Annotated in this window: 19 protein-coding genes and 1 pseudogene; 19 read left to right on the top strand and 1 reads right to left on the bottom strand. The window is 31.2% G+C overall.

The annotated features are described in order from the left end of the window. Positions 1–2 precede the first annotated feature (2 nt). The 11 genes from preA (at position 3) to Ccar_RS12765 (ending at position 13,279) form a co-directional block, all read left to right on the top strand. On the top strand, positions 3–1,241 hold the full coding sequence (preA, locus tag Ccar_RS12815; RefSeq protein WP_007060243.1) for an NAD-dependent dihydropyrimidine dehydrogenase subunit PreA: 1,239 nt from the start codon (positions 3–5) through the stop codon (positions 1,239–1,241). A gap of 25 nt (positions 1,242–1,266) precedes the next feature. Then, positions 1,267–1,764 carry a DUF1097 domain-containing protein gene (locus tag Ccar_RS12810; RefSeq protein ID WP_007060244.1) on the top strand — a complete coding sequence of 166 codons (498 nt, stop codon included), beginning with the start codon at positions 1,267–1,269 and terminating at the stop codon, positions 1,762–1,764. Positions 1,765–1,918: 154 nt separating this feature from the next. Further along, complete coding sequence (gene hydA / locus Ccar_RS12805; RefSeq protein ID WP_007060245.1) at positions 1,919–3,304, top strand: dihydropyrimidinase; 1,386 nt, start codon at positions 1,919–1,921, stop codon at positions 3,302–3,304. Between the two features lie 42 nt (positions 3,305–3,346). Then, the gene (locus tag Ccar_RS12800; RefSeq protein ID WP_007064956.1) at positions 3,347–4,594 is read left to right on the top strand and encodes a Zn-dependent hydrolase; all 1,248 of its coding nucleotides are present in this window, start codon (positions 3,347–3,349) and stop codon (positions 4,592–4,594) included. A gap of 230 nt (positions 4,595–4,824) precedes the next feature. Continuing rightward, positions 4,825–5,073: a hypothetical protein gene (locus Ccar_RS12795; protein ID WP_007060247.1), complete on the top strand. Its 249-nt coding sequence runs from the start codon at positions 4,825–4,827 to the stop codon at positions 5,071–5,073. A gap of 267 nt (positions 5,074–5,340) precedes the next feature. Next, entirely contained in the window at positions 5,341–6,765 is a 1,425-nt protein-coding gene (locus tag Ccar_RS12790) for an MFS transporter (RefSeq protein ID WP_048030080.1), read from the top strand. Between the two features lie 87 nt (positions 6,766–6,852). Further along, on the top strand, positions 6,853–7,731 hold the full coding sequence (locus tag Ccar_RS12785; protein ID WP_007062342.1) for a potassium channel family protein: 879 nt from the start codon (positions 6,853–6,855) through the stop codon (positions 7,729–7,731). Between the two features lie 74 nt (positions 7,732–7,805). Then, positions 7,806–8,981, top strand: a complete 1,176-nt coding sequence (locus Ccar_RS12780; protein ID WP_007062343.1) for an alanyl-tRNA editing protein — start codon at positions 7,806–7,808, stop codon at positions 8,979–8,981. Between the two features lie 73 nt (positions 8,982–9,054). Next, positions 9,055–9,648, top strand: coding sequence for a molybdenum cofactor guanylyltransferase (locus tag Ccar_RS12775; RefSeq protein WP_007062344.1), 594 nt, complete (start codon positions 9,055–9,057; stop codon positions 9,646–9,648). 515 nt (positions 9,649–10,163) lie between these two features. Then, complete coding sequence (locus tag Ccar_RS12770) at positions 10,164–10,793, top strand: TVP38/TMEM64 family protein (protein WP_007062345.1); 630 nt, start codon at positions 10,164–10,166, stop codon at positions 10,791–10,793. A gap of 290 nt (positions 10,794–11,083) precedes the next feature. After that, complete coding sequence (locus Ccar_RS12765; protein WP_007062346.1) at positions 11,084–13,279, top strand: DNA topoisomerase III; 2,196 nt, start codon at positions 11,084–11,086, stop codon at positions 13,277–13,279. Between the two features lie 110 nt (positions 13,280–13,389). Here Ccar_RS12765 and Ccar_RS12760 read toward each other — a convergent pair whose 3' ends face one another. Then, positions 13,390–14,430, bottom strand: coding sequence for a tungsten cofactor oxidoreductase radical SAM maturase (locus Ccar_RS12760; RefSeq protein WP_007062347.1), 1,041 nt, complete (start codon positions 14,428–14,430; stop codon positions 13,390–13,392). Between the two features lie 405 nt (positions 14,431–14,835). On the opposite strand from Ccar_RS12760, the gene Ccar_RS12755 reads away from it, so the two are divergent. From Ccar_RS12755 to Ccar_RS12720, 8 genes and pseudogenes are all read left to right on the top strand, one after another. After that, complete coding sequence (locus Ccar_RS12755; protein ID WP_007062348.1) at positions 14,836–15,681, top strand: ABC transporter substrate-binding protein; 846 nt, start codon at positions 14,836–14,838, stop codon at positions 15,679–15,681. Between the two features lie 24 nt (positions 15,682–15,705). Next, complete coding sequence (locus Ccar_RS12750) at positions 15,706–16,365, top strand: ABC transporter permease (protein ID WP_007062349.1); 660 nt, start codon at positions 15,706–15,708, stop codon at positions 16,363–16,365. After that, complete coding sequence (locus Ccar_RS12745) at positions 16,355–17,059, top strand: ATP-binding cassette domain-containing protein (RefSeq protein WP_007062350.1); 705 nt, start codon at positions 16,355–16,357, stop codon at positions 17,057–17,059. The genes Ccar_RS12750 and Ccar_RS12745 overlap by 11 nt, the downstream gene beginning before the upstream one ends. A gap of 53 nt (positions 17,060–17,112) precedes the next feature. After that, positions 17,113–18,345, top strand: a complete 1,233-nt coding sequence (locus Ccar_RS12740; RefSeq protein ID WP_007062351.1) for a molybdopterin molybdotransferase MoeA — start codon at positions 17,113–17,115, stop codon at positions 18,343–18,345. Positions 18,346–18,349: 4 nt separating this feature from the next. After that, positions 18,350–20,257 (top strand): molybdopterin biosynthesis protein, encoded by a 1,908-nt coding sequence (locus Ccar_RS12735; RefSeq protein WP_007062352.1) that lies wholly within the window; start codon positions 18,350–18,352, stop codon positions 20,255–20,257. 30 nt (positions 20,258–20,287) lie between these two features. Next, positions 20,288–20,719: an MOSC domain-containing protein gene (locus Ccar_RS12730; RefSeq protein WP_007062353.1), complete on the top strand. Its 432-nt coding sequence runs from the start codon at positions 20,288–20,290 to the stop codon at positions 20,717–20,719. Between the two features lie 23 nt (positions 20,720–20,742). Beyond that, a pseudogene (locus tag Ccar_RS12725) lies at positions 20,743–21,741 on the top strand (sigma-54 interaction domain-containing protein); the annotation flags it as partial. A 146-nt stretch (positions 21,742–21,887) separates the two neighbouring features. Continuing rightward, positions 21,888–23,711 (top strand): aldehyde ferredoxin oxidoreductase family protein, encoded by a 1,824-nt coding sequence (locus Ccar_RS12720; protein WP_007062356.1) that lies wholly within the window; start codon positions 21,888–21,890, stop codon positions 23,709–23,711. The last annotated feature ends 3 nt before the right edge of the window (positions 23,712–23,714 follow it).

Raw genomic sequence — 23,714 nt, 5'->3', positions numbered from 1 at the left:
AAATGAGAAAAAAAGATCTTTCAATAGAGTTTTGTGGGGTAAAATGTGAAAATCCATTTTTCCTATCATCATCACCAGTTGGAAATAATTATGAAATGTGTGCAAAAGCATTAGAAACAGGTTGGGGCGGCATAGTTTTTAAGACAGCTGCTATGGAAAAAATGATAGAAGTTTCACCACGTTTTGATGCTAATAAAAAAGAAGGAACTCCTTTTATAGGATTTAAAAATATGGAGCAAGTTTCAGAACATTCACTTGAACAGAATCTTGCAGATATGAAAAAACTTAAAGAAAATTATCCAAACAAAGTATTAGTAGCTTCAATAATGGGTTCAAATGAAGAAGAATGGACTAAACTTGCACAGCTTGTTACAGAAATAGGTGCAGACATTATTGAATGTAACTTCTCATGTCCACAAATGACAAGTCATGCTATGGGTTCAGATGTTGGACAAAATCCTGAACTAGTTAAAAAATATTCAGCAGCAGTAAGAAGAGGAACTCATCTTCCAGTACTTGCAAAAATGACTCCAAATATAGGAAACATGGAAGTACCAGCAATAGCTTCAATAGAAGGTGGAGCTACAGGAATTGCTGCCATCAATACAATAAAATGTATTACTGGAGTTGACTTAGATAAAAAAGTAGGTCTTCCAATAGTAAATGGTAAATCATCTATATCTGGATATTCAGGAAAAGCTGTTAAACCAATAGCTTTAAGATTTATAAATCAACTTGCTAAAGAACCAAAACTTAAAAATGTTCCAATAAGTGGTATTGGAGGAATAGAAACTTGGGAAGATGCTCTTGAATTTATAATGTTAGGTGCAGCAAATCTTCAGGTAACTACAGCTATTATGCAGTATGGATATAGAATAGTTGAGGATATGATAAGTGGAATACAATACTATATGGAAGAAAAAGGTGTAGAAAAGCTTTCAGATTTAGTTGGTGCAGCACTTGACAATATGGTACCAGCTGAAAATTTAGATAGAGATTATATAGTATATCCAAAATATGATACTGATAAGTGTATTGGATGTGGAAGATGTTATATTTCATGCTACGATGGAGCTCATCAAGCTGTAGTATGGGATGAAGAAAATAGAAAACCTTCAATAAATAAAGATAATTGTGTAGGTTGTCATTTATGTGCACTAGTATGCCCAATAGAAGGATGTATAACAAAAGGAGAAATCGAATTTAAAGATTTCGGTGTAAAGAGAGAAATATCTCTTTAACAAAAAACGGTAAAGGGGAGTTTTTATGAGCGCGATAATGTCAGGTGCTATTAGCATGGGGATATTGGCATGGATATGGGCTAATTTAAGCGCAGCCGTTGGAGTTTCAACTTGGGCAGGGTTTATGGGCACTACAACCTATTATGCATCAGGAGAGAGATTTATAAAGGGCTGGGTAAAAGGTATGATTGCAAATATGGTAGGAGTATTATGGGCCATAATTTGTGTGGAAGTATCTAAGGTTCTCCATGTTCCTAATATAGTTGCTATTATGACGGGAGTTATTTCATTTGGTATAGTTGCAGAAGCTAAGTGGAAGAACTTGTCGTTTGTACCAGGAGTATATATTGGATGCTCTACAACTTTTGGAATGCTTGCTTTAAATGGAACCTATTTATCTACAGTAGTAGCACTTTTAATGGGTTCAGTTGTAGGCTTGCTTTCAGATGCTGGTGGAGAATTATTAGTAAGATTAACCAATAAGAAGGAAACGGAAGAGAATTTGGTGGAAAAACAAGGATAACGGAATATATTATTGGATTCATCCATATGAGGTTTATTAGCCGCATATGGATGAATTTCATAGATTAATTATATCATATTAAGAATGTTAAGCAGATGATATATAATGCAGGGTTTTTATCTTATAAAGGATTATAACTTTAGGGGGGTATAAAATGAAAAAGTTTGATATGATAGTAAAAAACGGGGTTGTAGTAACAGCTTCTGATACTTATAGAGCAGATATTGGTATAAAAGATGGTAAGATTGTAGAATTGTCATCAGATTTAAATGAAGATGCAGTTGAAGTTGTAGATGCAAAGGGTAAATACGTATTTCCAGGAGGAATAGATCCTCATACTCATATGGACATGCCTTTTGGAGGCACTTTCTCCAGTGATAATTTTAAAACTGGAACTATAGCAGCAGCTTGTGGTGGAACTACTACTATTGTAGATTTTGCTGTTCAACCAAAAGGAAAATCCTTAAAAGAAACTGCTAAAATATGGCGTGAAAAATCAGATGGTAAAGCAGTTATAGATTATGGTATTCATATGAATATAACAGATATGACTGAAGATGTTATGAATGAAATACCTGAAATGATTAAAGAAGGATACTCTAGTGTTAAGTTATTTATGACTTATGAGGGTATGAGAGTAGATGATGGTACTTTACTTAGAACTTTAATGAAGGTGAACGAAAGTGGAGGATTAACTTGCGTTCATGCAGAGAACTATTATGCTATAGATTATAATACAAAGAAACTTTTATCAGAGGGAAAAACTGAACCAATATATCATGCATTATCACGTCCAGATTTAGTAGAGGGAGAAGCTTGTGGAAGAGCTATAAAGCTTGCCAGAATGGTTAATGCACCTCTTTTTGTAGTTCATAATACTTGTGAAGCTTCCATTTCTGAAATAGCTCGTGCAAGAGCCGAAGGTTATCCAATAATGGGAGAAACTTGTCCTCAATATTTATTACTTTCTGAGGACAACTATAGAGAACCAGACTTTAATGGAGCTAAATATGTAATGTCACCACCTCTTAGAGATAAGAAAAATTGGCCTGTTGTATGGAAAGCTTTAAAAGATAATACTGTTCAATTAGTAGCAACAGATCATTGTCCTTTCTTTATGAAACAAAAAGAGTTAGGAAAAGAATCATTCACTAAGATTCCAAATGGTGCACCTGGAGTAGAGCTTAGAATGTCATTAATTTATACTTATGGAGTAGTAGATGGAAAGTTTGATTTAAATAGATTTGTACAAGTAACATCAACAAATGCTGCTAAGGTATATGGTATGTATCCACAAAAGGGAACTATTGCAGTAGGCAGTGATGCTGATTTAGTAGTATTTGATCCAAATATTGAAACTACAGTTACACAATCTATGCTTCATGAAAATGTGGATTATACACCTTATGAAGGATTCAAATTAAAGGGATATCCAGTAACTACAATAAGTAAAGGAAATGTAGTTGCTAAAGATGGTAAATTTGTAGGAAAAGAAGGAGCAGGTAAATTTATAGTAAGAAAAGCTCCAATGATGATATAGCTTAAATAATTATATAATTATTAAAGAGGGATGTGTTTTAAAATGGGAAATAAAATGATAACTTGTGATAAAGATAGAATGGAAGATAAAATTGTTACATTTAGTAAATTTGGTGACGCAGGTCACGGTGGAATTACTAGATATTCATTGTCACCTGAAGCTCATCAGGCAAGAGATGAATTTGTAAAGAGAATGAAAGCAATTGGTGCAACAATCGAGACAGATGATATGGCTAATGTATATGCAACTATTGAAGGTTCAGAAAAGGGACTAAAAAGAATTGCAATGGCATCTCACTGTGATTCAGTTAAAAATGGTGGAAATTACGATGGTATTTTAGGTGTATTGTCTGCTATGGAAGTCTTGGAGACAATTGCAACTAATAAGATTCCACACAGACATCCTATTACAGCCATGATTTGGACAAATGAAGAAGGTTCTCTTTATCCACCTGCTATGATGTCATCAGGAATTCTTTGTGGTAAATTTAAAAAGGAAGATATGTTAGCTTCAAAGAGCATATTAGATCGCACAAAGACTTTTGGACAAGCTTTAGATGCAAGTCCATATAAGGGAGAAGAAAAGAACAGATTAGCACCTAATGGCTATATGGCTATGTTTGAAACACATATTGAACAGGGACCAATACTTGAAGATGCAGGTAATGATATTGGTGTTGTAACTTGTGTACTTGGTATGTTCAACTACAGAGTCAAATTATTCGGACAAGCTGATCATGCAGGTACAACTCCAATGCATAAGAGACATGATGCATTGTTTGCTGCAGCTAAGGCTCTTTGCTACTTACATGAAGAAATTGATAAATTAGGTGATAAAGATCTTGTATATACAACTGGAGAAATTGTATGTCATCCATGTGTTCATACAGTAATTCCTGATATGATTGATTTTTCAATTGATGTAAGACATGAAGATCCAAAGGTCCTTGAAAAGGTTCTTGCTATTGTTAAGAGTCTTGATGGTAAGGAAATTGAAAAATGCACATGTAAAGTAGAAAAGGCTTGGGCTAGAGATACAGTGTATTATGATAAGAAATTGGTAGAATACGTTAAGGAAAGCGTGGATGAACTTGGATATTCAAATCAGTACATCAACAGTGGTGCAGGACATGATGCTCAATATGTATCTGAAGTAATTCCTACAACTATGATATTTGCTCCAAGTAAAGATGGACACAGCCACTGTGAACCAGAATTTACTTCAGTTGAACAATGTACAAAAGCTGCAAGTGTAATGCTTCATGCAGTTCTTAAAGCAGACCAAAAATAAGAATATAGAAAATTAATTATACGAATTTATTATTTTGTGGTTATCTTTACATATATACTATGACATATGTAAATTTAACCAGAAAGAAAAAAAGGGTACATAGGAGTATTATATATTCCTATGTATCTTTTTTATCTTAAGAAAGTTTATATACTAACGATTTAATTAGTATAGAGCTTATTTAAGAAATTATAAAAGTAACTAACAAATTACTTTGGGAGGAAATTCATATGAGAAAATATAAAATAGGAGAGAAAATTCAGTTCACACAAAATGCTATAATAGAAACTAATAAAGGAAAAAAGGTAAAAATTAAAAAAGGTGATGAAGCTATGGTCATTAGAAAGGTAGATGACGAGTGTGCTGAAATAGTTTATGTCACAGGAGAAGCGGCTGGTTTAAGTCAAGTAATAGCAATAGAAGTAGATGGAGAATTAAATGCAAATTATTTTGCAAAGAAGATAATGGAAGAGTTATAAAAGAATATTTTTGAGGATAGAATATAAACTTTTATCTGAAATCAAAGACCATATATATGGAAAAACAAATTCCTTTATATATGGTTTTTATTTATGAAAATTCGCAAACATTGAATTTTGAAACAGCTAGTTATTTACATATTTAAAAATCTTTCAACAATTGCTTGGAAGAACACATTGATAAAAATGCTTTTATATTATCATTATGATAATATATATAATATAATAAATCAAGATGTTATATAGTCGAAAGAGAGTTGTATTTAAATGAACGAGAATAAGAATAAAAAGTGGATGATATTTGCAGTTACTAGTATGGCCAATCTAATAGTATCATTTTCTGTAAATAGTTTAAATCTTGCGCTTCCAACACTAGCAAAAGAATTTGGTGTTACTCAGAATAATGTTAGCTGGTTAGCTTTAGTATATTCTTTGATACCGTGCTGTGCTTTGCTAATTTTTGGACGTACAGCAGAACTTTATGGATACAAGAGGCAATTTAAAATTGGCTTTTTATTTTTTGGAGCAGTATGTGTTGCAGCACCATTACTATCGATAAAGTTGGGAATGCTGATTTTTTTCAGATGTTTACAGGGAATTGGGTATAGCATTATGGTTTCTATTACTCAGGCAATTGTTAGTCGAACTTTTGATTTAAATGAACGTGGAAAAGCTTTAGGGGTGAATTCTGTATTTATTTCCGTAGGATTAGCTGCAGGACCTACTATTGGGGGAGTCTTATTGACTCATTTTTCATGGCATGCTATTTTCTATTTTAATGTACCACTTTGTATTTTGGGGTTTATTGCAACCTGTATTATTATGCCGGACGACAGCAAAGAAACTTCTGAAAACAGGAGTATGGATTGGCTTGGTGCAATTTTATTTGCAATGTCAATAGGTACTTTCTCAGTAGGACTTAACTTTAGTAATCAATGGGGATGGAAATCATTTTTAGTATGTATGTTTTTTAGTATTTTAGTATTAAATATATTTATTATGTATGAAAAACATATAAAATCACCATTAATGTCTTTACAGTTATTTAAAAATAGAACATTCTCTATGGCAAATGCAGCATGTATGTGTTCGTATTTAGTTCAACAATTGATTACCTATTTGTTACCATTCTACTTAATAAACGTATTAGCATTACAATCAGATAAGTCAGGATTAATCATGTTATCATCATCAATTGCAATGATGGTAATGTCACCTGTTGGAGGCAGTATGACTGATAAATATGGAACGCGTTTGCCATCCAGTGTGGGATTGATTTTTATTTGTGTTAGTTGTTTAATTATGAGTTCATTAAAAGTATCATCCAATTATGTTATAGTAATTATTGCATTGATTGTTATGGGAATTGGAAATGGTTTGAGTGTTTCTTCTATTAATACAGCTATCCTAAGTTCAGCGCCTAGAAAACATGCTGGAGTTGCTTCTGGAATGTTAGCAACTATGCGTAATCTTGGACAGACATTGGGAGTTGCATCTAGTACCATTATTTTAGCATCTCGCCAGTTGGTTTATAATAAAAAGACACATTTAGGGGTGAAAGATGTTTATCTACTTGCGCAAAGAGATACTTATTATTTTGGAATCATAATTTTGCTATTGGCACTTATTTTTATATCTTTACTTCCTCATTCTACAAAAAGTAAAAAGGTGGAAAAGAAAATATCAGTTTAAGTTCTGGAATTAAAGAAGATTTTTATTATATATTTTTGAAATTATTAATAAAATTTAGGTATAAACATATTTATAAGGTGGATGAATATGAATGTACTTAAATCTCTAAGAGATGTAAAAAAAGTTAATTTACTTATACTCATAACAATATTATATTTAAGCACAATATTAGTTTTTGGAATAATCTATTGGAAAATAGCTAATTTATCTTCAGGAGAATTTTTCGTATTTCAAGAAGATATAAATACAAATATTAGAATAAATGCTTTTAAAAAAGATATGAAAATAGGTACATGCAGTAAAGATTTAAAAAATGCTATAAATGATTTAATAATAGCGGGAGAATATAAAAGGCAGCCAGTAAAAATTTTAGATGGAAAAGAGCTGTATAATTTTGACTTTAATAATTCATTAGGTGATACATGGGCTAATTATTACTACCTACTAGCTCAGGAAAAGGGAATTACCCATATGAAAATAGAAGATGTTAAAGAATATAACGTGATCAATAAGTTTAAAACTTATGTTTTGAAGATTTCTTTATACAGGCTTAATGATAAAAATGAGCACGATAACTATGAAGTTTATAAAAATGATAACAATAAATTTGAAAAGATTGACACGGTAAAAGTTTGGATAGAAAATTACCCTATAATTTATGATAAAATTTTTAATAATGAAAACTATTTTTATCCTCTAAATTTTTATTTTGTAAATTTGATGAAAAACTCCATTTCATTTTTAGATGATAGCCCTATAGTATTAAAAAAGATCGTAAATGATAAATTTAAACATTCCTTGTGGAATTTTTTGTATTTTAGTACAGTAACTATTACTACTTTAGGTTATGGAGATATATTACCCAATTCTACTTTAGTGCGTATACTTGTTATGGTTGAAACCATATTTGGAGTATTTATAATAGGGACCTTTGGATCTTGTTTATTCTGGAACAGTAAAAAGTAAAAAAAACTTTAAAACTTTTGGCAAAAAGGATAAAATATAGTTAAATGTTTAAATTATGAAGGGAGCTGTTTAGTTTGACAGAAAAACTATATTATAAGGATGCTTATATAACAGAGAGTGAAGCAAATGTTTTAGATATAATAGAAGAGGATGGAAAGGTACTTGTTGTACTAGATAAAACACCATTTTATCCAGAGGGAGGAGGACAGCCTTCAGATACTGGAACAATAGATGGAATAAAGGTAAGTTATGTTTCAGAAAAAGGTGAGATAATATATCACCATATGGATAAAGCACCAGAAAATAAGAAGGTAAAATGCTCAATAGATTTTGAAAGACGTTTTGATCATATGCAGCAGCATTCAGGGGAACATTTACTTTCAGGAGCTATTTATAAGCTCTATGGTGGAAACAATAAAGGATTTCATTTAGGAGAAGAATATGTAACTGTAGATATAGATATAGATCCTTTTACTGAAGATATGGTTAAGAAGGTAGAAGATGAAGTGAATGAGTACATATATGCAAATAGAAGCTTTGATACATATATAGTTACTAAGGATGAAGTAGATAAAGTGCCTGCAAGAAAAAAGATAAATGTAGATGAGGATATAAGAATAGTAGAAGCAAAAGATATGGACTGCTGCCCTTGCTGTGGTACACATGTTAAAACTACTAGTGAAGTAGGTATAGTAAAGATTTTAAAAGCTGAAAGATATAAAGGAATGACTAGAATCTATATTAAATGTGGAAAGAGAGCTTTTAAGGATTTTCAAGTAAAACATGATATTATAACAAGTTTAAATAAAGTTCTATCTGTAGATGAAAATGGAATATTGGATAGAGTTAATAAACAGTTTGAAGAAATAGAGAGTTTAAAAAGAGAATCCAGCAGATCAAAAAGTACTATAGCAGGAATTGAAGCAGAAAGTATAATTAAAAATGCAAAATCTAAACTTATATCTATACAATTTGAGGATAAGAACTTTGAAGATATACAATTAATAGGTTCTATACTTGAGAATAAAGGTTACATAGTTATTTTTGCATCATTAGAGGACAAAAAAATATTATTCCTAAATAATACAGATATAGATATAAGCTGTGGAAAATTATTTAAAGAACATATAAGAGAATTTAATGGAAAAGGCGGCGGAAAAGATAAGAGAGCTCAAGGAACCTTCGATAATAAAGAAGACCTTACTAAGTTCTGTGAGTTATTATCTGCCACTGTAAGAGAAAAACTTTAAAAAAGGCTTTAAAAAAACAGTAGTATATGCTACTGTTTTTTATATGGGACTTTTGCATTAAGGGGGAATTTTAATGAAGAAGGTTGGAACTGCTGTTATACTTTGTGGGGGTAAAAGCAGTAGAATGGGTTTTGATAAGAGTAAGATAGAAATAAAAGGTAAATATTTAATAGAGCTTATTGCTGAAAAATTAGAAACTGTCTTTGATGAAGTGATATTAGTAGCTGAAAAAAAGGATAAGTTTAAGACATTAAAATATACAGTGCTAGAAGATTTGAAAAAGGAGTACGGTCCAGCAGGTGGCATGCATACAGCACTGAAATATGCCAATTCTAAATATGTTTTTTTCATGGCTTGCGATATGCCTATAGTAAATATAGAATATATAAAGTATATGATGAAAATAGCTGAAGAAGATAACTGTCAGTGTGTTCTTCCTCAAAATGGTAAATGGATTGAACCAATGTATGCCTTTTACTCTAAAGATCTAATAGAAGAGTTTGAAAAGGGAATAGATAATAATAATCTACTTCTTTATGATATAATAAAAAACTCAAAGATTCATTATATTCCAGAAGAGGTTACAAGAACTTACAGCGAGGACTTGGAGATGTTTGTGAACTTAAATTATGTTAAAGATTTGGAGATTTTAAAAAAGTTATACTAAATTATATGATTTTCGTAATTTAAAAATATTACGAAGTAACTTTTTCAGAGGACATTAAGGCTTGGTATTATCTATGGAGTAGATGTTTTTCATACTGTTATAAATATAGGATATCTAATTCATGTAGTAAATAAATAGATATGACTTTTTGCTTGTTAAATAAATATAATAAAAAAATAGAACTTTCTAAGGTTTAAATTCTTAGGGGTTCTATTTTTGTTTTGGATACATTGAATTCAAGAAAATGATATCTTCTTATGTAATTTTTTTGATAGAAGATTTTGTGATAGATAAAGCTAAAGAGTTAATTAAAGTGCCACTTCTTAAAAAAAGGCTATAAGTCTATCCTTGTTAATGAGTTTTAAATTTATAATCGTAATATATATTAAAGGTAATCTTAATAATTCTTAATGTTTTTCCCGACCTTTATTTAATAAATAGTATATATAATAAATTTCATAGTTAGAAAAAAGAAGAGCTATGAAGTTTTAAATATTAAAATAGAGGTGGGAATAATGAATAAGTTATTTAAAGGTATGATCTTTTTATGTTGGATAGCAATCCTAGGTGTATTTTTAAAATATCAATTGTATATTGATGGAGCAAGCAAAATCACTAGTTTTTTACAAGCATATCCTAAGTACAGTACATTATTGTTTTTAACAATTGCTTCATTTAGAATTTTTACTCTTGTTCCTTGTACCGTTTTTATTATAAGTGCAGGAATACTATTTAATCCAGTAGAAGCATTTATTTTAGTTACCATAGCAAATTTATTAAGTGAGATTTTCTTATTTTTATTTGTTAAGGCCACAATTGGTATGGGGTATCAAGAAAAGATAATTAATAAATATCCCAAAATATACTCGTTAATTCAAAATAATAATGTTAAAATCCTAGCTTTAGGAGTTTCCTCTCCTATAGTACCATCAGATGTAGTATGTTTCTTTTCTGTGTTAACCGGGATGTCTTTTATTAAGTATGTTTTGACTATATTTATAGCTGATACTCCAGTTATTCTTCTATATACTTTTTTAGGGATAAGCATGAAATATTCTATATATGTATTTATTATTACACTTATTATTATAATCTCAATAAGTTATGTGAATTGCAGAAAATGGAATAGTGAAGCTAATTTATAGACTTTGAATTTGAAACTTTATTATCCTTTATTCATACCGTCAAGTAGTTCTAAAAATTAAAAAATTACTTGCCAAATTCAAGTTATATCATTAATGTTATTCTTATAAACATAATTTAAATTAAAAAACATTTTTTAAAGGCTTAATTATATAAAATCTCATTTAAATTATATAAAGTCTATGATATTACTTTAAAAATGAGTATAATTAATATGTCTATAACTATAAAAACATAAGTTATATTAACTTTGTTTTTTATTGAATTTACTTGAAGAAAGGATTTAAAGTATATGGGAAAAATATTAGTTCTTGCAGAGAAACCATCTGTTGGTAGAGAAATTGCAAGAGTATTAAAATGTGGTAAAAAAGGCAATGGATGTTTGGAAGGAGAAAAATATATTGTAACTTGGGCTTTGGGACATTTAGTTACTTTAGCGGACCCAGAGGCTTATGATGATAAATATAAAACATGGAAGATGGAAGATTTGCCAATGCTTCCTAAATATTTGAAGCTTGTAGTTATAAAACAAACTAGTAAACAATTTAATGCGGTAAAGGAACAGTTAAATAGAAAAGATGTAGTGGAAATAGTTATTGCTACAGATGCTGGAAGAGAAGGAGAATTGGTAGCAAGATGGATAATTGAAAAGGCTAGGATAAATAAGCCTATAAAAAGACTTTGGATTTCTTCTCAAACGGATAAAGCTATTAATGAAGGTTTTAGAAATTTAAAACCTGCATCACAATATGATAATTTGTATAGAGCTGCACAGAGTAGGGCAGAAGCAGATTGGATTGTAGGGCTTAATGTTACAAGAGCGCTTACATGCAAGCATAATGCTCAACTTTCAGCAGGGAGAGTTCAGACTCCAACACTAGCTATGATTGTTCATAGAGAAGAAGAAATTAAAAACTTTAAACCAAAGGATTACTATAGCATAACTGGAAGTGCTAATGGATATACTCTTCAGTGGCAAGGCGGTAAAGGACATTTTAATACTTTTGATGAAGACTTTGCAAACAAGATAGTATCAAAGGTTAATAATCAAAATGGAAAAGTGGTTGATGTAACAAAAAGTGATAAGAAAAAATATGCGCCAGCACTTTATGATTTAACAGAGCTTCAAAGGGATGCCAATAGGCTTTTTGGTTTCTCAGCAAAGCAGACTCTTTCAATAATGCAAAGATTGTATGAAAACTATAAATTCTTGACTTATCCAAGAACAGATTCAAGATATATTTCAGATGATATAGTACCTACACTGCCAGATAGATTAAAGGCAATATCAGTAGGAAACTATAGTAAATTTGCTATGGAAATTATGAAGGGAAAAATAAGAGCACATAAAGGTTTTGTGGATAATAGTAAGGTTTCAGATCATCATGCTATAATTCCAACAGAAGAAAGAGTTAATCTTTCAAAATTAAGCAATGAAGAGAGAAAAGTATATGATTTAGTAGTTAAAAGATTTTTAAGTGTATTGCTTCCTCCATTTGAATATGTGCAGACCACTGTAAAGGTAGAAGTTAATGGAGAAAACTTTGTAGCCAGTGGAAAGGTAATTAAATCAAAGGGTTGGAAGGCTGTATATGATAAAGATGAAGATTTTGATGATAATGATGCACACGAAAATGAATTAAAGGAACAAGTGCTTCCACAAATAAATAAGGGAGATAGCATAAAGCTTACAGGAGTTAAGATGCATAAAGGTCAAACTAAACCACCTGCAAGATTTAATGAAGGAACATTGCTGTCTGCGATGGAAAATCCTCAAAAATATATAAACATGAATAAGGAATATGCAAAAACTTTAGGAGAAACAGGTGGACTTGGAACAGTTGCTACAAGAGCAGATATAATTGAAAAATTATTTAATACTTTTTATTTAGAGAAAAAAGGTAAGGAAATAATACCAACTTCTAAAGGAAAACAGCTTGTAGAATTGGTACCAGAGGATTTAAAATCACCACTTTTAACTGCAAAATGGGAAACTGATTTAAATTTAATAAGTAAGGGAAAATTAAATGATAAGAGTTTTATAGGCAATATGAGAAACTATTCAGTGAAGCTTGTTGAAGATGTAAAAGGAAGCCATGATAAATTTAAACATGATAATTTATCAGGTGCTAAATGTCCTGAATGTGGCAAATATATGCTTGAGGTAAATGGAAAGCATGGAAGAATGCTTGTGTGTCAGGATAGAGCCTGCGGTCATAGAGAAAATTTAGCAAGATTAACTAATGCTAGATGTCCGAACTGTCACAAAAAACTTGAGCTTAGAGGACACGGAGATGGCCAAATATATGTTTGTACAACTTGCAGTTTCAGGGAAAAAGCAGCTTCTTTCAATAAAAGATTTGATAATAAGGAAGGTAAGAACAGTAAAAGAGATGTAGCAAATTATATGAAAAAGATGAAAAAGGAAAATGAAGCTCCAATGAATTCAGCTTTGGCAGATGCACTAGCTAAGTTAAAATTAAAATAAGATATTTACTTTGCCTAATTGCAATTTATTAGAAATGTGAAAAATTATATAAAACATATTATCCAAAACTATTTAAAAGATTTTGGATAATATGTTTTTTTAAAATTCATCTAAGGACACTGAACAAATTCTCTACTCCATAAGCAATCTCCACAAGTGGGAGATAAACCGTAACAATCTGACTCTGCATCATTAACATGATCACATCCATCAACAAGATCACAATCTATGCATGAAGGATATTTGTTGTTTAAAATTCTATATCTAAAATTTTTATATTCTATGTTATTCCATATATTGAGTAAAGTATCATTTTTTATGTTTCCAAAGATGAATTTTTCTATTTCCTTCTTTCTGCCAAAAACATACTCTGTATAATGGTGGGAAAATCTATAACAAGGCGCTACATCTCCAGAAGCACATATGAAAGCAGCGTGATTTTCCATAAAGTCACATTTACGTATAGTTTTTAATTCATAATTGGGTAGTGAGATTTTAATTCCTTTATGCATAGCATGTACCGTTAGCTCATTAAATAAATCTTTTATACTTTTATTTTCATATCGGCCGTACAATATATTATCTTTATTTTCTTCACTTTGGGGAATGATATTTGAGATTATAAATTTATTAGCTTTTAAATCACTTGCTAAATCCATAACTTTAAATATTTCCTTTAAATTTTCATTAGATAATACAAATTGTATGTCAACAAGTGGTGTTTTAGAAGAAAATTTATATTTGAGTTTATTAAGAAGATTTATATTTTCTATAATTAAATCTAACTTTGAACCTCTTATTTCTTCATACTTATCAAATAATCCGTCAATGGATATGGTTACAACATCAACGTATTTTATAAGGTATTCTAATAACTCTTTGTCCATTAAAGTGCCATTAGTAGTAACTGTAAGTTTGTAATCTTTTAGTAATTCTAGTGCCATCTTAAAATTCTTAGAGAAGGTAGGTTCACCTATACCACCGATAACTATTTCCTTTAATTTTGTGTGAGTTTTTAGTTCATTTACTAATTTAATTAGTAAATCATCTTTCATGTCACAAAAATTTTGTTCCCACGATTTTCTGTAGCACATTTTACAATTTAAGTTGCATTTATCTGTAAGCTCTAAATATAATTTTTTCAGTAACATAGTAATAACCACCCTAAAATTTAAATTAAATATTTTTTAGTCAATAGTGAAAGGAAATATTATATAACCATTCTGATTTATATAATATAGTAATGGAAGATTATATCAATGTCAATAATTAAAAACATAAAAGATGCTGAATTTTGCATAATATTTAATTTATTTAGATATTTACAAAAAATTATTGACAACAATAGCAAAAACATTATAATATTGCAATTAAGATAGTATAAAATGAAATAATGGTCGAAGTTGTAAAATACGTGTAGTTTTAAATGATAATTCTCAACCATAAGTCCTCTGACTTGATATGAATAGATTCATAAAGGATTACACATTCTACTAAAAAGAAAGAACTTACTTTTGTTCTTTTCTATACAAGTTTTAAAATAGGAGGTCTTTTTTATGAAGAAAAAACTTGCACTATTATTAAGTTTAATTTTTGTTTTTTTAGTGGGATGCACTACTAAACAGCAAGAAGCTGCTAAACCAAAGGAAGCTAGAAGTATGGTACTAGCTACTACTACCAGTACCCAGGATACGGGACTTTTAGATTATTTAGTTCCATTATTTAAAAAGGATACTGGAATAGATGTAAAGGTAGTAGCTAAAGGAACAGGAGAAGCTTTAAAGCTTGCACAAAATGGTGATGCCGATTGTCTTTTAGTACACGATAAAGCAAAGGAAGAAGAATTTATAAAGAATGGTTATGGTCTTAAAAGAAATGATGTAATGTATAATGATTTTGTTATTGTAGGACCAGCTGAAGATCCTGCTAAGATTAAAGAAAAGGCTTATAATAATCCAGTTGAAGCTTTAAAGATAATTAAGGATAGTAATGCTAAATTTATTTCAAGAGGAGACGAATCAGGTACTCACAGCAAAGAAAAAGGCTTGTGGAAGTCCGCAGGAATTACACCTAGTGGAAGCTGGTATGTATCTGCAGGCAAGGGAATGGGTGCAGTATTGCAAATGGCAGATGAAATGAAAGCCTATACTTTAACTGATAGAGGAACATATTTATCTATGAAAAACAAGTTAAAGCTTCAAATTGTTACAGAGAAAAGTCCTCAGTTATATAATCAATATGGAGTAATAAAATTAAATCCTGCCAAGAATCCTAAACTTAAGGAAAAAGAAGCAGATGAATTTTACAATTGGATTTTGTCTGATAAAATTCAAAAAACTATAGGTGAATATGGAAAAGACAAATACGGGCAGGCACTTTTTATTCCAAATGCTAAAAAATAATTTATAATGGGAGACATTTTTAAAATGCTAACACTTATAAAAGAACTACTTCCTGTTATAGGTATGTCCCTAATGGTATCCATGTCATCTACAGTTATGGCAGCAGTAGTAGGAATAACTATAGGGATTTTAGCAGGACTTAAAGACTTCAAATTGAAAAAAGTTGCAGTAAGATTATTAGAAACCCTTATGAGTACTCCACCAGTACTCATGGGGCTTTTAGTATATTTACTACTTTCTAGAAAAGGTGTTTTAGGTAGTATGGAGCTTTTATTTACTCCAACAGCTATGATTATAGCACAGACACTATTGGTATTTCCTATAATAACTGGTCTTACAATTAGTTCAACACAAAAGCAGGGTAGGGAGATTAAAAAAAATTGTGAAGTGCTTGGTGCTTCAAGATTCAAAACTTTATTAACTATAATTGTGGAAATGAAGGAACAGTTACTTACTATAGCTGCCAGTGGCTTTGGAAGAGCTATTTCAGAAGTTGGAGCAGTAATGATGGTAGGAGGAAATATTAAAGATCATACAAGAGTAATGACCACATATATAGCATTAGAAACAGGAAAAGGAAATTTTGAAGGAGCTATTATTATAGGAGTAATACTACTTTCTATTTCTTTAATTATAAATATTATTCTCCACAAATTTCAAGGAAGTGAAACTGATGAATATTGAGGTTTTAAATATTATAAAACAATATGGAAATAGAGTAGTGCTAAATATAGACAAATTTAATTTTAAAAACACTGGATTATACATAATTTTAGGCTTAAATGGAAGTGGAAAAAGTACATTTCTTGAGTGTATTGCAGGAGTAAATAGAATTAATTCAGGAAGCATAAAATACGACCATAAAGATTTTAAAGATGAAAAAGATAAAATTTCAATGTTACTTCAGAAACCATATATTTTCAATACTTCTGTTAAGGAAAATATAATAAAAGGACTTTTATTTAAAGGGGAAAGGTGGGAAGAGCTTTTACAAAAGTATAATTCCTATATTAAAGATTTTGATATGGAAAAATTAATGGATAAGAATGCAAAAACTTTATCTGGTGGAGAAAAATCAAAAACAGCTCTTTTAAGAGTAGCTATGCTGGAGACAAAGATAACTTTATTAGATGAACCAACTGCCAGTATGGACTTAGAAAGCACATTAGTTGCTGAAAAATTAATAAAAAGTATGTCCTTAAATGGCAGAATTGTAATAATGATTACTCATGACTTGTATCAAGCAAAGAGAATAGCTGATTATGTTCTGTACATGGATAAAGGTAAAATTATCGAATATGGAGATAAGGTTGAGTTTTTTACAAATCCTTCAAATGAAAAGCTTAAAATGTGGTTAAATGTAGATTGCATAAAATAGAATTAAATACTAAAATCATCACTTTGATGGTAGAAGATAGGAGGCACTAAAGTATGGACTTTTATAAGGTATTATCAGTTGAAGAAGTAAAAGACATAATTAAATCTAAATTTTCTTTAGGTTTAGGAAAAGAATTAGTAGATTTAGAGCAGTGTAATGACAGAATACTTTATGAGGATATTGTTTCGCCATTAAATATTCCAGGTTTTAAGAGATCTATTGTGGATGGATATGCAGTAAAATGCAGGGATGTGCAGGGTGCTAGTGAAAGTATACCCTCTATGCTGGAGTTAAAGGGAGAAGTTATAATGGGCAAGATGCCTTCTAAAGCATTGGAATTTCCAGGAGAATGTATGTATATACCAACTGGTGGAATGCTTCCTGAGGGTGCAGATAGTGTAGTAATGATTGAGTACACTGACAAAATGGACGATGATACTATACTTGTGAATAAGTCAGTTTCCTTTGGTGAAAATGTACTTAATGAAGATGAAGATGTGGAATTAGGAGAAACTGTGCTTAAAGCAGGAACACTGCTTAAACCTTACAGCATAAGTATGTTGTCAAGCTTAGGAATTATTAAGGTACCAGTAGTTTGTAAGCCAAAGGTAGGGATAATTTCCACTGGGGATGAAATTATAGCACCAGAAGAATATCCAAAGCCTGGTCAAATTAGGGACATAAATTCATATCTTTTATACTCTTCTGTCATTGAAGATGGTGGAGAACCAATATTTTATGGAGTTATAAGAGATGATTATGATAAATTATTTGAAAATGTAAGAAAAGCTAATGAAGAATGTGATTTAGTTCTCATATCTGGTGGGAGCTCAGTAGGAAAAAAGGATGAAACTGCAAGAGTTATTGATGGGCTTGGAGATCCAGGTATACTTCTTCATGGAATAGCAATAAAACCAGGTAAGCCAACTATACTAGGAAAAGTTAAAGATAAACCTATATTTGGGTTACCAGGACATCCTCTTTCCTGTGCAGTAGTTTATAGAATAATAGTTAGATATCTTTTACAGAGGATGATGAAATTTGAAGAAGTTGAATATCCTATTCCTTGTAAGTTTAGTACTAACTATCATAAGGCCAAAGGAAGGGAAGAATATCTTCCAGTTACAATTGAAAATATAGAAGGAGAATATATAGCTATACCTGTTTTATCTAAGTCTGCTGTAATCAGTGGATTTACCAAAGCTTGGGGTTATGTAAAGATAGATAAAAATGTAGAGGGAATTTTTAAAGATCAGCAGGTATATGTTTATAAATTTCAGAGGTGATATTATGGCACAGAAAGTATATTTATCAAATTATGAATTCAAAGAAGCACTAAATAAATATTTAGGCGAAATAAGTTCTGTATTTTTAAGTAAAGAGGTAATAAACACAGAAGAAGGTTTAGGAAGAGTTACTGCAGAGGCGGTTTATTCAAAAATTTCTTCCCCTTTTTATAATTGTTCTGCCATGGATGGTATTGCTCTTCATAGTTCCAAAACTATAGGAGCGTCTGAAAAGCATCCAGTGGTGTTAAAGGAAGAGGAGGATTATATAGTAGTAGATACAGGTGATCCAGTTCCAAAGGAATATGATTGTGTAATAATGGTAGAAGATATAGTTAATATAGATGAAAATAGAATTCAAATATATAAAAGTGCAGCTCCTTGGCAGAATATACGTCCTTTAGGTGAAGATATAGTGGAAAATCAACTTATTGTTCCATCAGGCCATGTAGTAAGACCTGTAGATATAGGGGCAATGCTGGCAGGAGGAATAAATACAATTGAAGTTTATAAAAAACCTTTAGTAGGCATTATACCAACAGGTACTGAGTTGGTGGAACCAGGTAGTGACCTTAAAGTTGGAGATATAATTGATTTTAATTCAAGGGTTTTTAGTGCACAAGTAATTGAATATGGAGGAACACCAAAAAGGTATGGTATAGTAAAAGACGATTATGAAACTTTAAAGGAAACTTTAAAAAGAGCTGTTTCAGAGTGTAATATAGTTATAATCAATGCTGGTTCTTCTGCAGGAAGGGAAGACTTTACCAGTGATTTAATTGCTGACTTAGGAAAAGTTTATGTACATGGTATTGCTATAAAACCAGGAAAACCTACTATTATGGGACAAATTGATAATAAGCCTGTTCTTGGTATACCTGGATATCCTGTTTCTGCTTATTTTATAATGGAAAAAGTTCTTAAGAAAATAGTAGAAAATTATCAAGGGCTAAAGACAAAAGAACCTCAAAAGGTAGATGCAATTTTATCCAGAAGAATTATGTCATCCTTAAAACATTTAGAATTTGTGAGAATGAAGCTTGGATATGTGGGAAATAAGATTATTGCAACACCATTATCAAGAGGAGCAGGTGCTACTATGTCACTTGTTAGAGCAGATGGAACATTAGAGGTTCCTCAAAATGTAGAAGGTATTGAAGCAGGAACTAAAGTTGAAATAAATCTTATGAGGGATATGGAGGAAATCAAAAATACTATTGTGTGTATAGGCAGCCATGATCCGATTTTGGATATATTATCAGATATGCTTCATGTAAGAAATAAGCATTACTATTTGTCTTCAGCTCATACAGGAAGTATGGGAGGAATAATGGCACTTAAGAATGAAGAAACACATATTGCTCCAATTCATTTATTAGATATGGAAACTGGGGAATATAACATTTCCTATATTAATAAATATTTAAAAAATAAAAATATGGCATTAATAAAAGGTGTAAAAAGAATTCAAGGGCTTATGGTTCAAAAAGGGAATCCTTTGTCACTTAAAAGTATTTCAGATATATCAGAAAAAAATGTGCGTTTTGTGAATAGGCAAAGAGGAGCAGGTACAAGATTACTTTTAGATTATTATTTAAAAAAGCTTCACATTTCCCCAGAACAAGTTAATGGTTATGAAAGAGAAGAATTTACCCACCTTTCAGTAGCAGCAGCGGTAGCTAATGGTGATGTTGATTGTGGTCTTGGAGTATACTCTGCAGCAGATATGATGGGGCTTGATTTCATTCCAGTTTGTAATGAGGAATATGATTTTGCAGTGCCTGTACAGTATTTGGAGCTTGATATAATTAAAGAGCTGCTTCAGGTTATGAAAAGCAGTGAATTTTTAAAAAAGCTTGATGAACTTGGAGGCTATGATTACTCGGATATATGTAACATTGCATACATTTAAAAGATAAGTTATATGAAAGGAGATACTTGGATGCCTAGTATTTTATCAATAAATATAGGTGAGAAGAAAGGAGTTGTTAAGAAAGATATCGAAAAGGGATATTTTGAAATAAATCATGGTCTTGTAGGAGATATTCATGCAGGAAAATTAGATAGACAGGTGAGTTTACTGGGGCAGGAAAGCATTGATAAGATAAAGAAATCAGGAATAGATGGCTTTTGTACAGTTAAATTTACTGAAAATCTTACTACCTTTGGCTTAGATCTATATAAGTTGTCTGTTGGTACAAAAATGAAAATTGGTGAAGCTGTTTTAGAAATTACTGAGGTTGGAAAACAGTGTCATAAGGGGTGTGAAAGAAGAAAATTAGAAGATGACTGCGTGATGACTATGGAATGTGTATTTGCTAAAGTGTTAAGTTCTGGATGGATTAAAAAAGGAGATAAAATTGAAATAGTATGAAAAATGCTAACGAAAAAGTATATAGAAAATCAGTAAGAAAGATAGCTCAAGGTCGTGCTATATATACCTTTGATAAGATAATAGGGAAAAGCAAAAACTTTGTAAGCATCATAGAGTATGCAAAAAAAATAGCTGACAGTACATCTACTGTATTGATAACTGGTGAAAGTGGTACAGGTAAAGAGGTTTTTGCACAAGCTATACACAATGCTAGCAGCAGAAGAGATAAAGTTTTTATTGCTGTAAACTGTGGTGCTATACCATCAAACCTTATTGAATCAGAGCTGCTTGGATATGAAGAAGGAGCTTTTACAGGAGCTAAAAAGGGTGGAAATGCTGGTAAATTTGAAATGGCTCACGGCGGAACTATTTTTTTAGATGAAATAGGTGAAATGTCTTTAGAAACACAAGTAAGACTTTTAAGGGTTATAGAAGAAGGTGTTGTAAGCAGGGTTGGAGGTTCAAAGCAGATTCCCGTAGATGTTAGGATTATAGCAGCTACAAATAAAGATTTGCAAGAGGAAGTAAACAAAGGAAGTTTTAGAAAGGATTTGTTTTATAGACTTAACGTTATACCTCTAGGACTTCCTCCTCTAAGAGAGAGAAAAGAAGACATACCTATTTTAATGGATTATTACATGACCAGAATAAGCAAAAAACTGAATAAGAAAAAATTTAATATTGATAACAGCATTATGACCAAGTTTTTAGAATATGAGTGGCCTGGAAATATAAGAGAATTGGAAAATGTTATTGAACTTATAGTAAATACAGAAAAAATTCCAGACTATATACTTAAAATACATAAAACTTCTATAGTTGGAAACAATAAAGCTGCTGAAAGTTCTATAAGTTTTGAAAGTATGAAGCTTGAAGATGTAGAAAAAAATCATATTATAAAAGTTCTTAGAAGCTTCAGTGGAAATATAAGTTTAGCAGCCAAGGCAATGGGAATTGGAAGAAACACCTTGTATAGGAAGATAGAAAAGTATCATATAAAGTGTTCTGAAATGGAACAGTGATCTGAAACAGAACAAAAAATGCGCCAAAACGGAACAATAATTTTGGCGTAGTACCCTCCAAACACTACATTTTCATCATTGGCACGATTTATGCTGTATATGAATATGCAATTGTTTGAATAATCAATTTTTTAGGAGGGTTTTTTATGTACGGATATAATGGTAAGGTGTTAAGAATTAATCTAAGTAATAAAACTTATGTAGTAGAAGAATTGAAAATTGACCAAGCTAAAAAATTTATAGGATCAAGAGGATTAGGCGTAAAAACCTTATTTGATGAAGTAGATCCAAAAATAGATCCATTATCACCTGACAATAAATTCATTATAGCAGCAGGACCACTTACAGGTGCACCTGTTCCAACAAGTGGAAGATTTATGGTAGTTACAAAGTCACCTTTAACAGGAGCTATTGCCATTTCAAACTCAGGTGGAAAGTGGGGAGTAGAGTTAAAAATGGCTGGATACGATATGATAATTGTTGAAGGCAAATCAGATAAGGAAGTTTATGTGAATATAGTAGATGATAAAGTAGAATTTAAAGATGCTTCTCATGTTTGGGGAAAACTAACAGAAGAAACCACAAAAATGCTTCAAAATGAAAATGATGCAAAGGCTAAGGTTTTATGTATAGGACCAGCTGGAGAAAAACTATCACTTATGGCAGCAGTTATGAATGAGGTTGACAGAACAGCAGGCCGCGGCGGCGTTGGAGCTGTTATGGGTTCAAAAAATTTAAAAGCTATAGTGGTAAAAGGAAGTGGAAAAGTAAAATTATTTGATGAGGAAAAAGTAAAAGCGGTATCACTTGAGAAATCAAATATTTTAAGAAAAGATCCAGTAGCAGGAAGTGGACTTCCAACATACGGAACAGCTGTACTTGTTAATATTATAAATGAAAATGGTATACACCCAGTAAAAAATTTCCAAGAATCTTATACACCTGAGGCAGATAAGATTAGTGGAGAAACTATGACTAAGGATTGCCTAGTTAGAAAAAATCCTTGCTATAGATGTCCAATTGCTTGTGGAAGATGGGTAAAGCTTGATGATGGAACTGAATGTGGAGGACCAGAATACGAAACATTATGGTCATTTGGATCTGATTGTGATGTATACGATATAAATGCTGCAAATACAGCAAATATGTTATGTAATGAATATGGATTAGATACAATATCAGCAGGAGCAACTATTGCGGCTGCTATGGAACTTTATCAAAGAGGTTACATTAAGGATGAAGAAATAGCTGCAGATGGATTATCACTTAAATGGGGCGATGCTAAGTCCATGGTTGAATGGGTAAAGAAAATGGGACGTAGAGAAGGATTTGGAGACAAAATGGCAGATGGTTCATACAGACTTTGTGAATCCTATGGTGCACCTGAGTATGCTATGACTGTTAAAAAACAAGAACTTCCAGCATATGATCCAAGAGGAGCACAGGGACATGGTATAACTTATGCTGTTAACAATAGAGGAGGCTGCCATATTAAAGGATATATGATAAGCCCTGAAATACTTGGATATCCAGAAAAACTTGATAGATTTGCATTAGAAGGAAAACCAGCATATGCTAGAGTATTCCATGATTTAACAGCAGTTATAGATTCCCTTGGATTATGTATTTTCACAACATTTGGTCTTGGTGCACAGGATTATGTTGATATGTACAATGCAGTAGTTGGTGGAGAATTGCATGATGTAAACTCTATAATGATGGCCGGAGACAGAATATGGACTTTAGAAAAAATATTTAACTTAAAGGCAGGTATAGATAGTTCACAGGATACTCTTCCAAAGAGATTGCTTGAGGAACCAGTTCCAGAAGGACCATCAAAAGGAGAGGTTCATAGATTAGATGTACTTCTTCCTGAATATTACTCAGTAAGAGGATGGGATTCTAATGGTATTCCTACAGAAGAAACTTTAAGAAAGCTTGGATTAGAAGAGTATATTGGAAAAATCTAAACC

The sequence above is a fragment of the Clostridium carboxidivorans P7 genome, from assembly GCF_001038625.1.
Taxonomy (GTDB): domain Bacteria; phylum Bacillota; class Clostridia; order Clostridiales; family Clostridiaceae; genus Clostridium_AM; species Clostridium_AM carboxidivorans.
This window is presented reverse-complemented; position numbering and strand designations above follow the sequence as displayed.

Coding starts and splice junctions, on each gene's coding strand:
- preA (WP_007060243.1), top strand. CDS start 3: ATGAGAAAAAAAGATCTTTCAATAGAGTTTTGTGGGGTAAAATGTGAA.
- Ccar_RS12810 (WP_007060244.1), top strand. CDS start 1,267: ATGAGCGCGATAATGTCAGGTGCTATTAGCATGGGGATATTGGCATGG.
- hydA (WP_007060245.1), top strand. CDS start 1,919: ATGAAAAAGTTTGATATGATAGTAAAAAACGGGGTTGTAGTAACAGCT.
- Ccar_RS12800 (WP_007064956.1), top strand. CDS start 3,347: ATGGGAAATAAAATGATAACTTGTGATAAAGATAGAATGGAAGATAAA.
- Ccar_RS12795 (WP_007060247.1), top strand. CDS start 4,825: ATGAGAAAATATAAAATAGGAGAGAAAATTCAGTTCACACAAAATGCT.
- Ccar_RS12790 (WP_048030080.1), top strand. CDS start 5,341: ATGAACGAGAATAAGAATAAAAAGTGGATGATATTTGCAGTTACTAGT.
- Ccar_RS12785 (WP_007062342.1), top strand. CDS start 6,853: ATGAATGTACTTAAATCTCTAAGAGATGTAAAAAAAGTTAATTTACTT.
- Ccar_RS12775 (WP_007062344.1), top strand. CDS start 9,055: ATGAAGAAGGTTGGAACTGCTGTTATACTTTGTGGGGGTAAAAGCAGT.
- Ccar_RS12770 (WP_007062345.1), top strand. CDS start 10,164: ATGAATAAGTTATTTAAAGGTATGATCTTTTTATGTTGGATAGCAATC.
- Ccar_RS12765 (WP_007062346.1), top strand. CDS start 11,084: ATGGGAAAAATATTAGTTCTTGCAGAGAAACCATCTGTTGGTAGAGAA.
- Ccar_RS12760 (WP_007062347.1), bottom strand. CDS start 14,430: ATGTTACTGAAAAAATTATATTTAGAGCTTACAGATAAATGCAACTTA.
- Ccar_RS12755 (WP_007062348.1), top strand. CDS start 14,836: ATGAAGAAAAAACTTGCACTATTATTAAGTTTAATTTTTGTTTTTTTA.
- Ccar_RS12750 (WP_007062349.1), top strand. CDS start 15,706: ATGCTAACACTTATAAAAGAACTACTTCCTGTTATAGGTATGTCCCTA.
- Ccar_RS12745 (WP_007062350.1), top strand. CDS start 16,355: ATGAATATTGAGGTTTTAAATATTATAAAACAATATGGAAATAGAGTA.
- Ccar_RS12740 (WP_007062351.1), top strand. CDS start 17,113: ATGGACTTTTATAAGGTATTATCAGTTGAAGAAGTAAAAGACATAATT.
- Ccar_RS12735 (WP_007062352.1), top strand. CDS start 18,350: ATGGCACAGAAAGTATATTTATCAAATTATGAATTCAAAGAAGCACTA.
- Ccar_RS12730 (WP_007062353.1), top strand. CDS start 20,288: ATGCCTAGTATTTTATCAATAAATATAGGTGAGAAGAAAGGAGTTGTT.
- Ccar_RS12720 (WP_007062356.1), top strand. CDS start 21,888: ATGTACGGATATAATGGTAAGGTGTTAAGAATTAATCTAAGTAATAAA.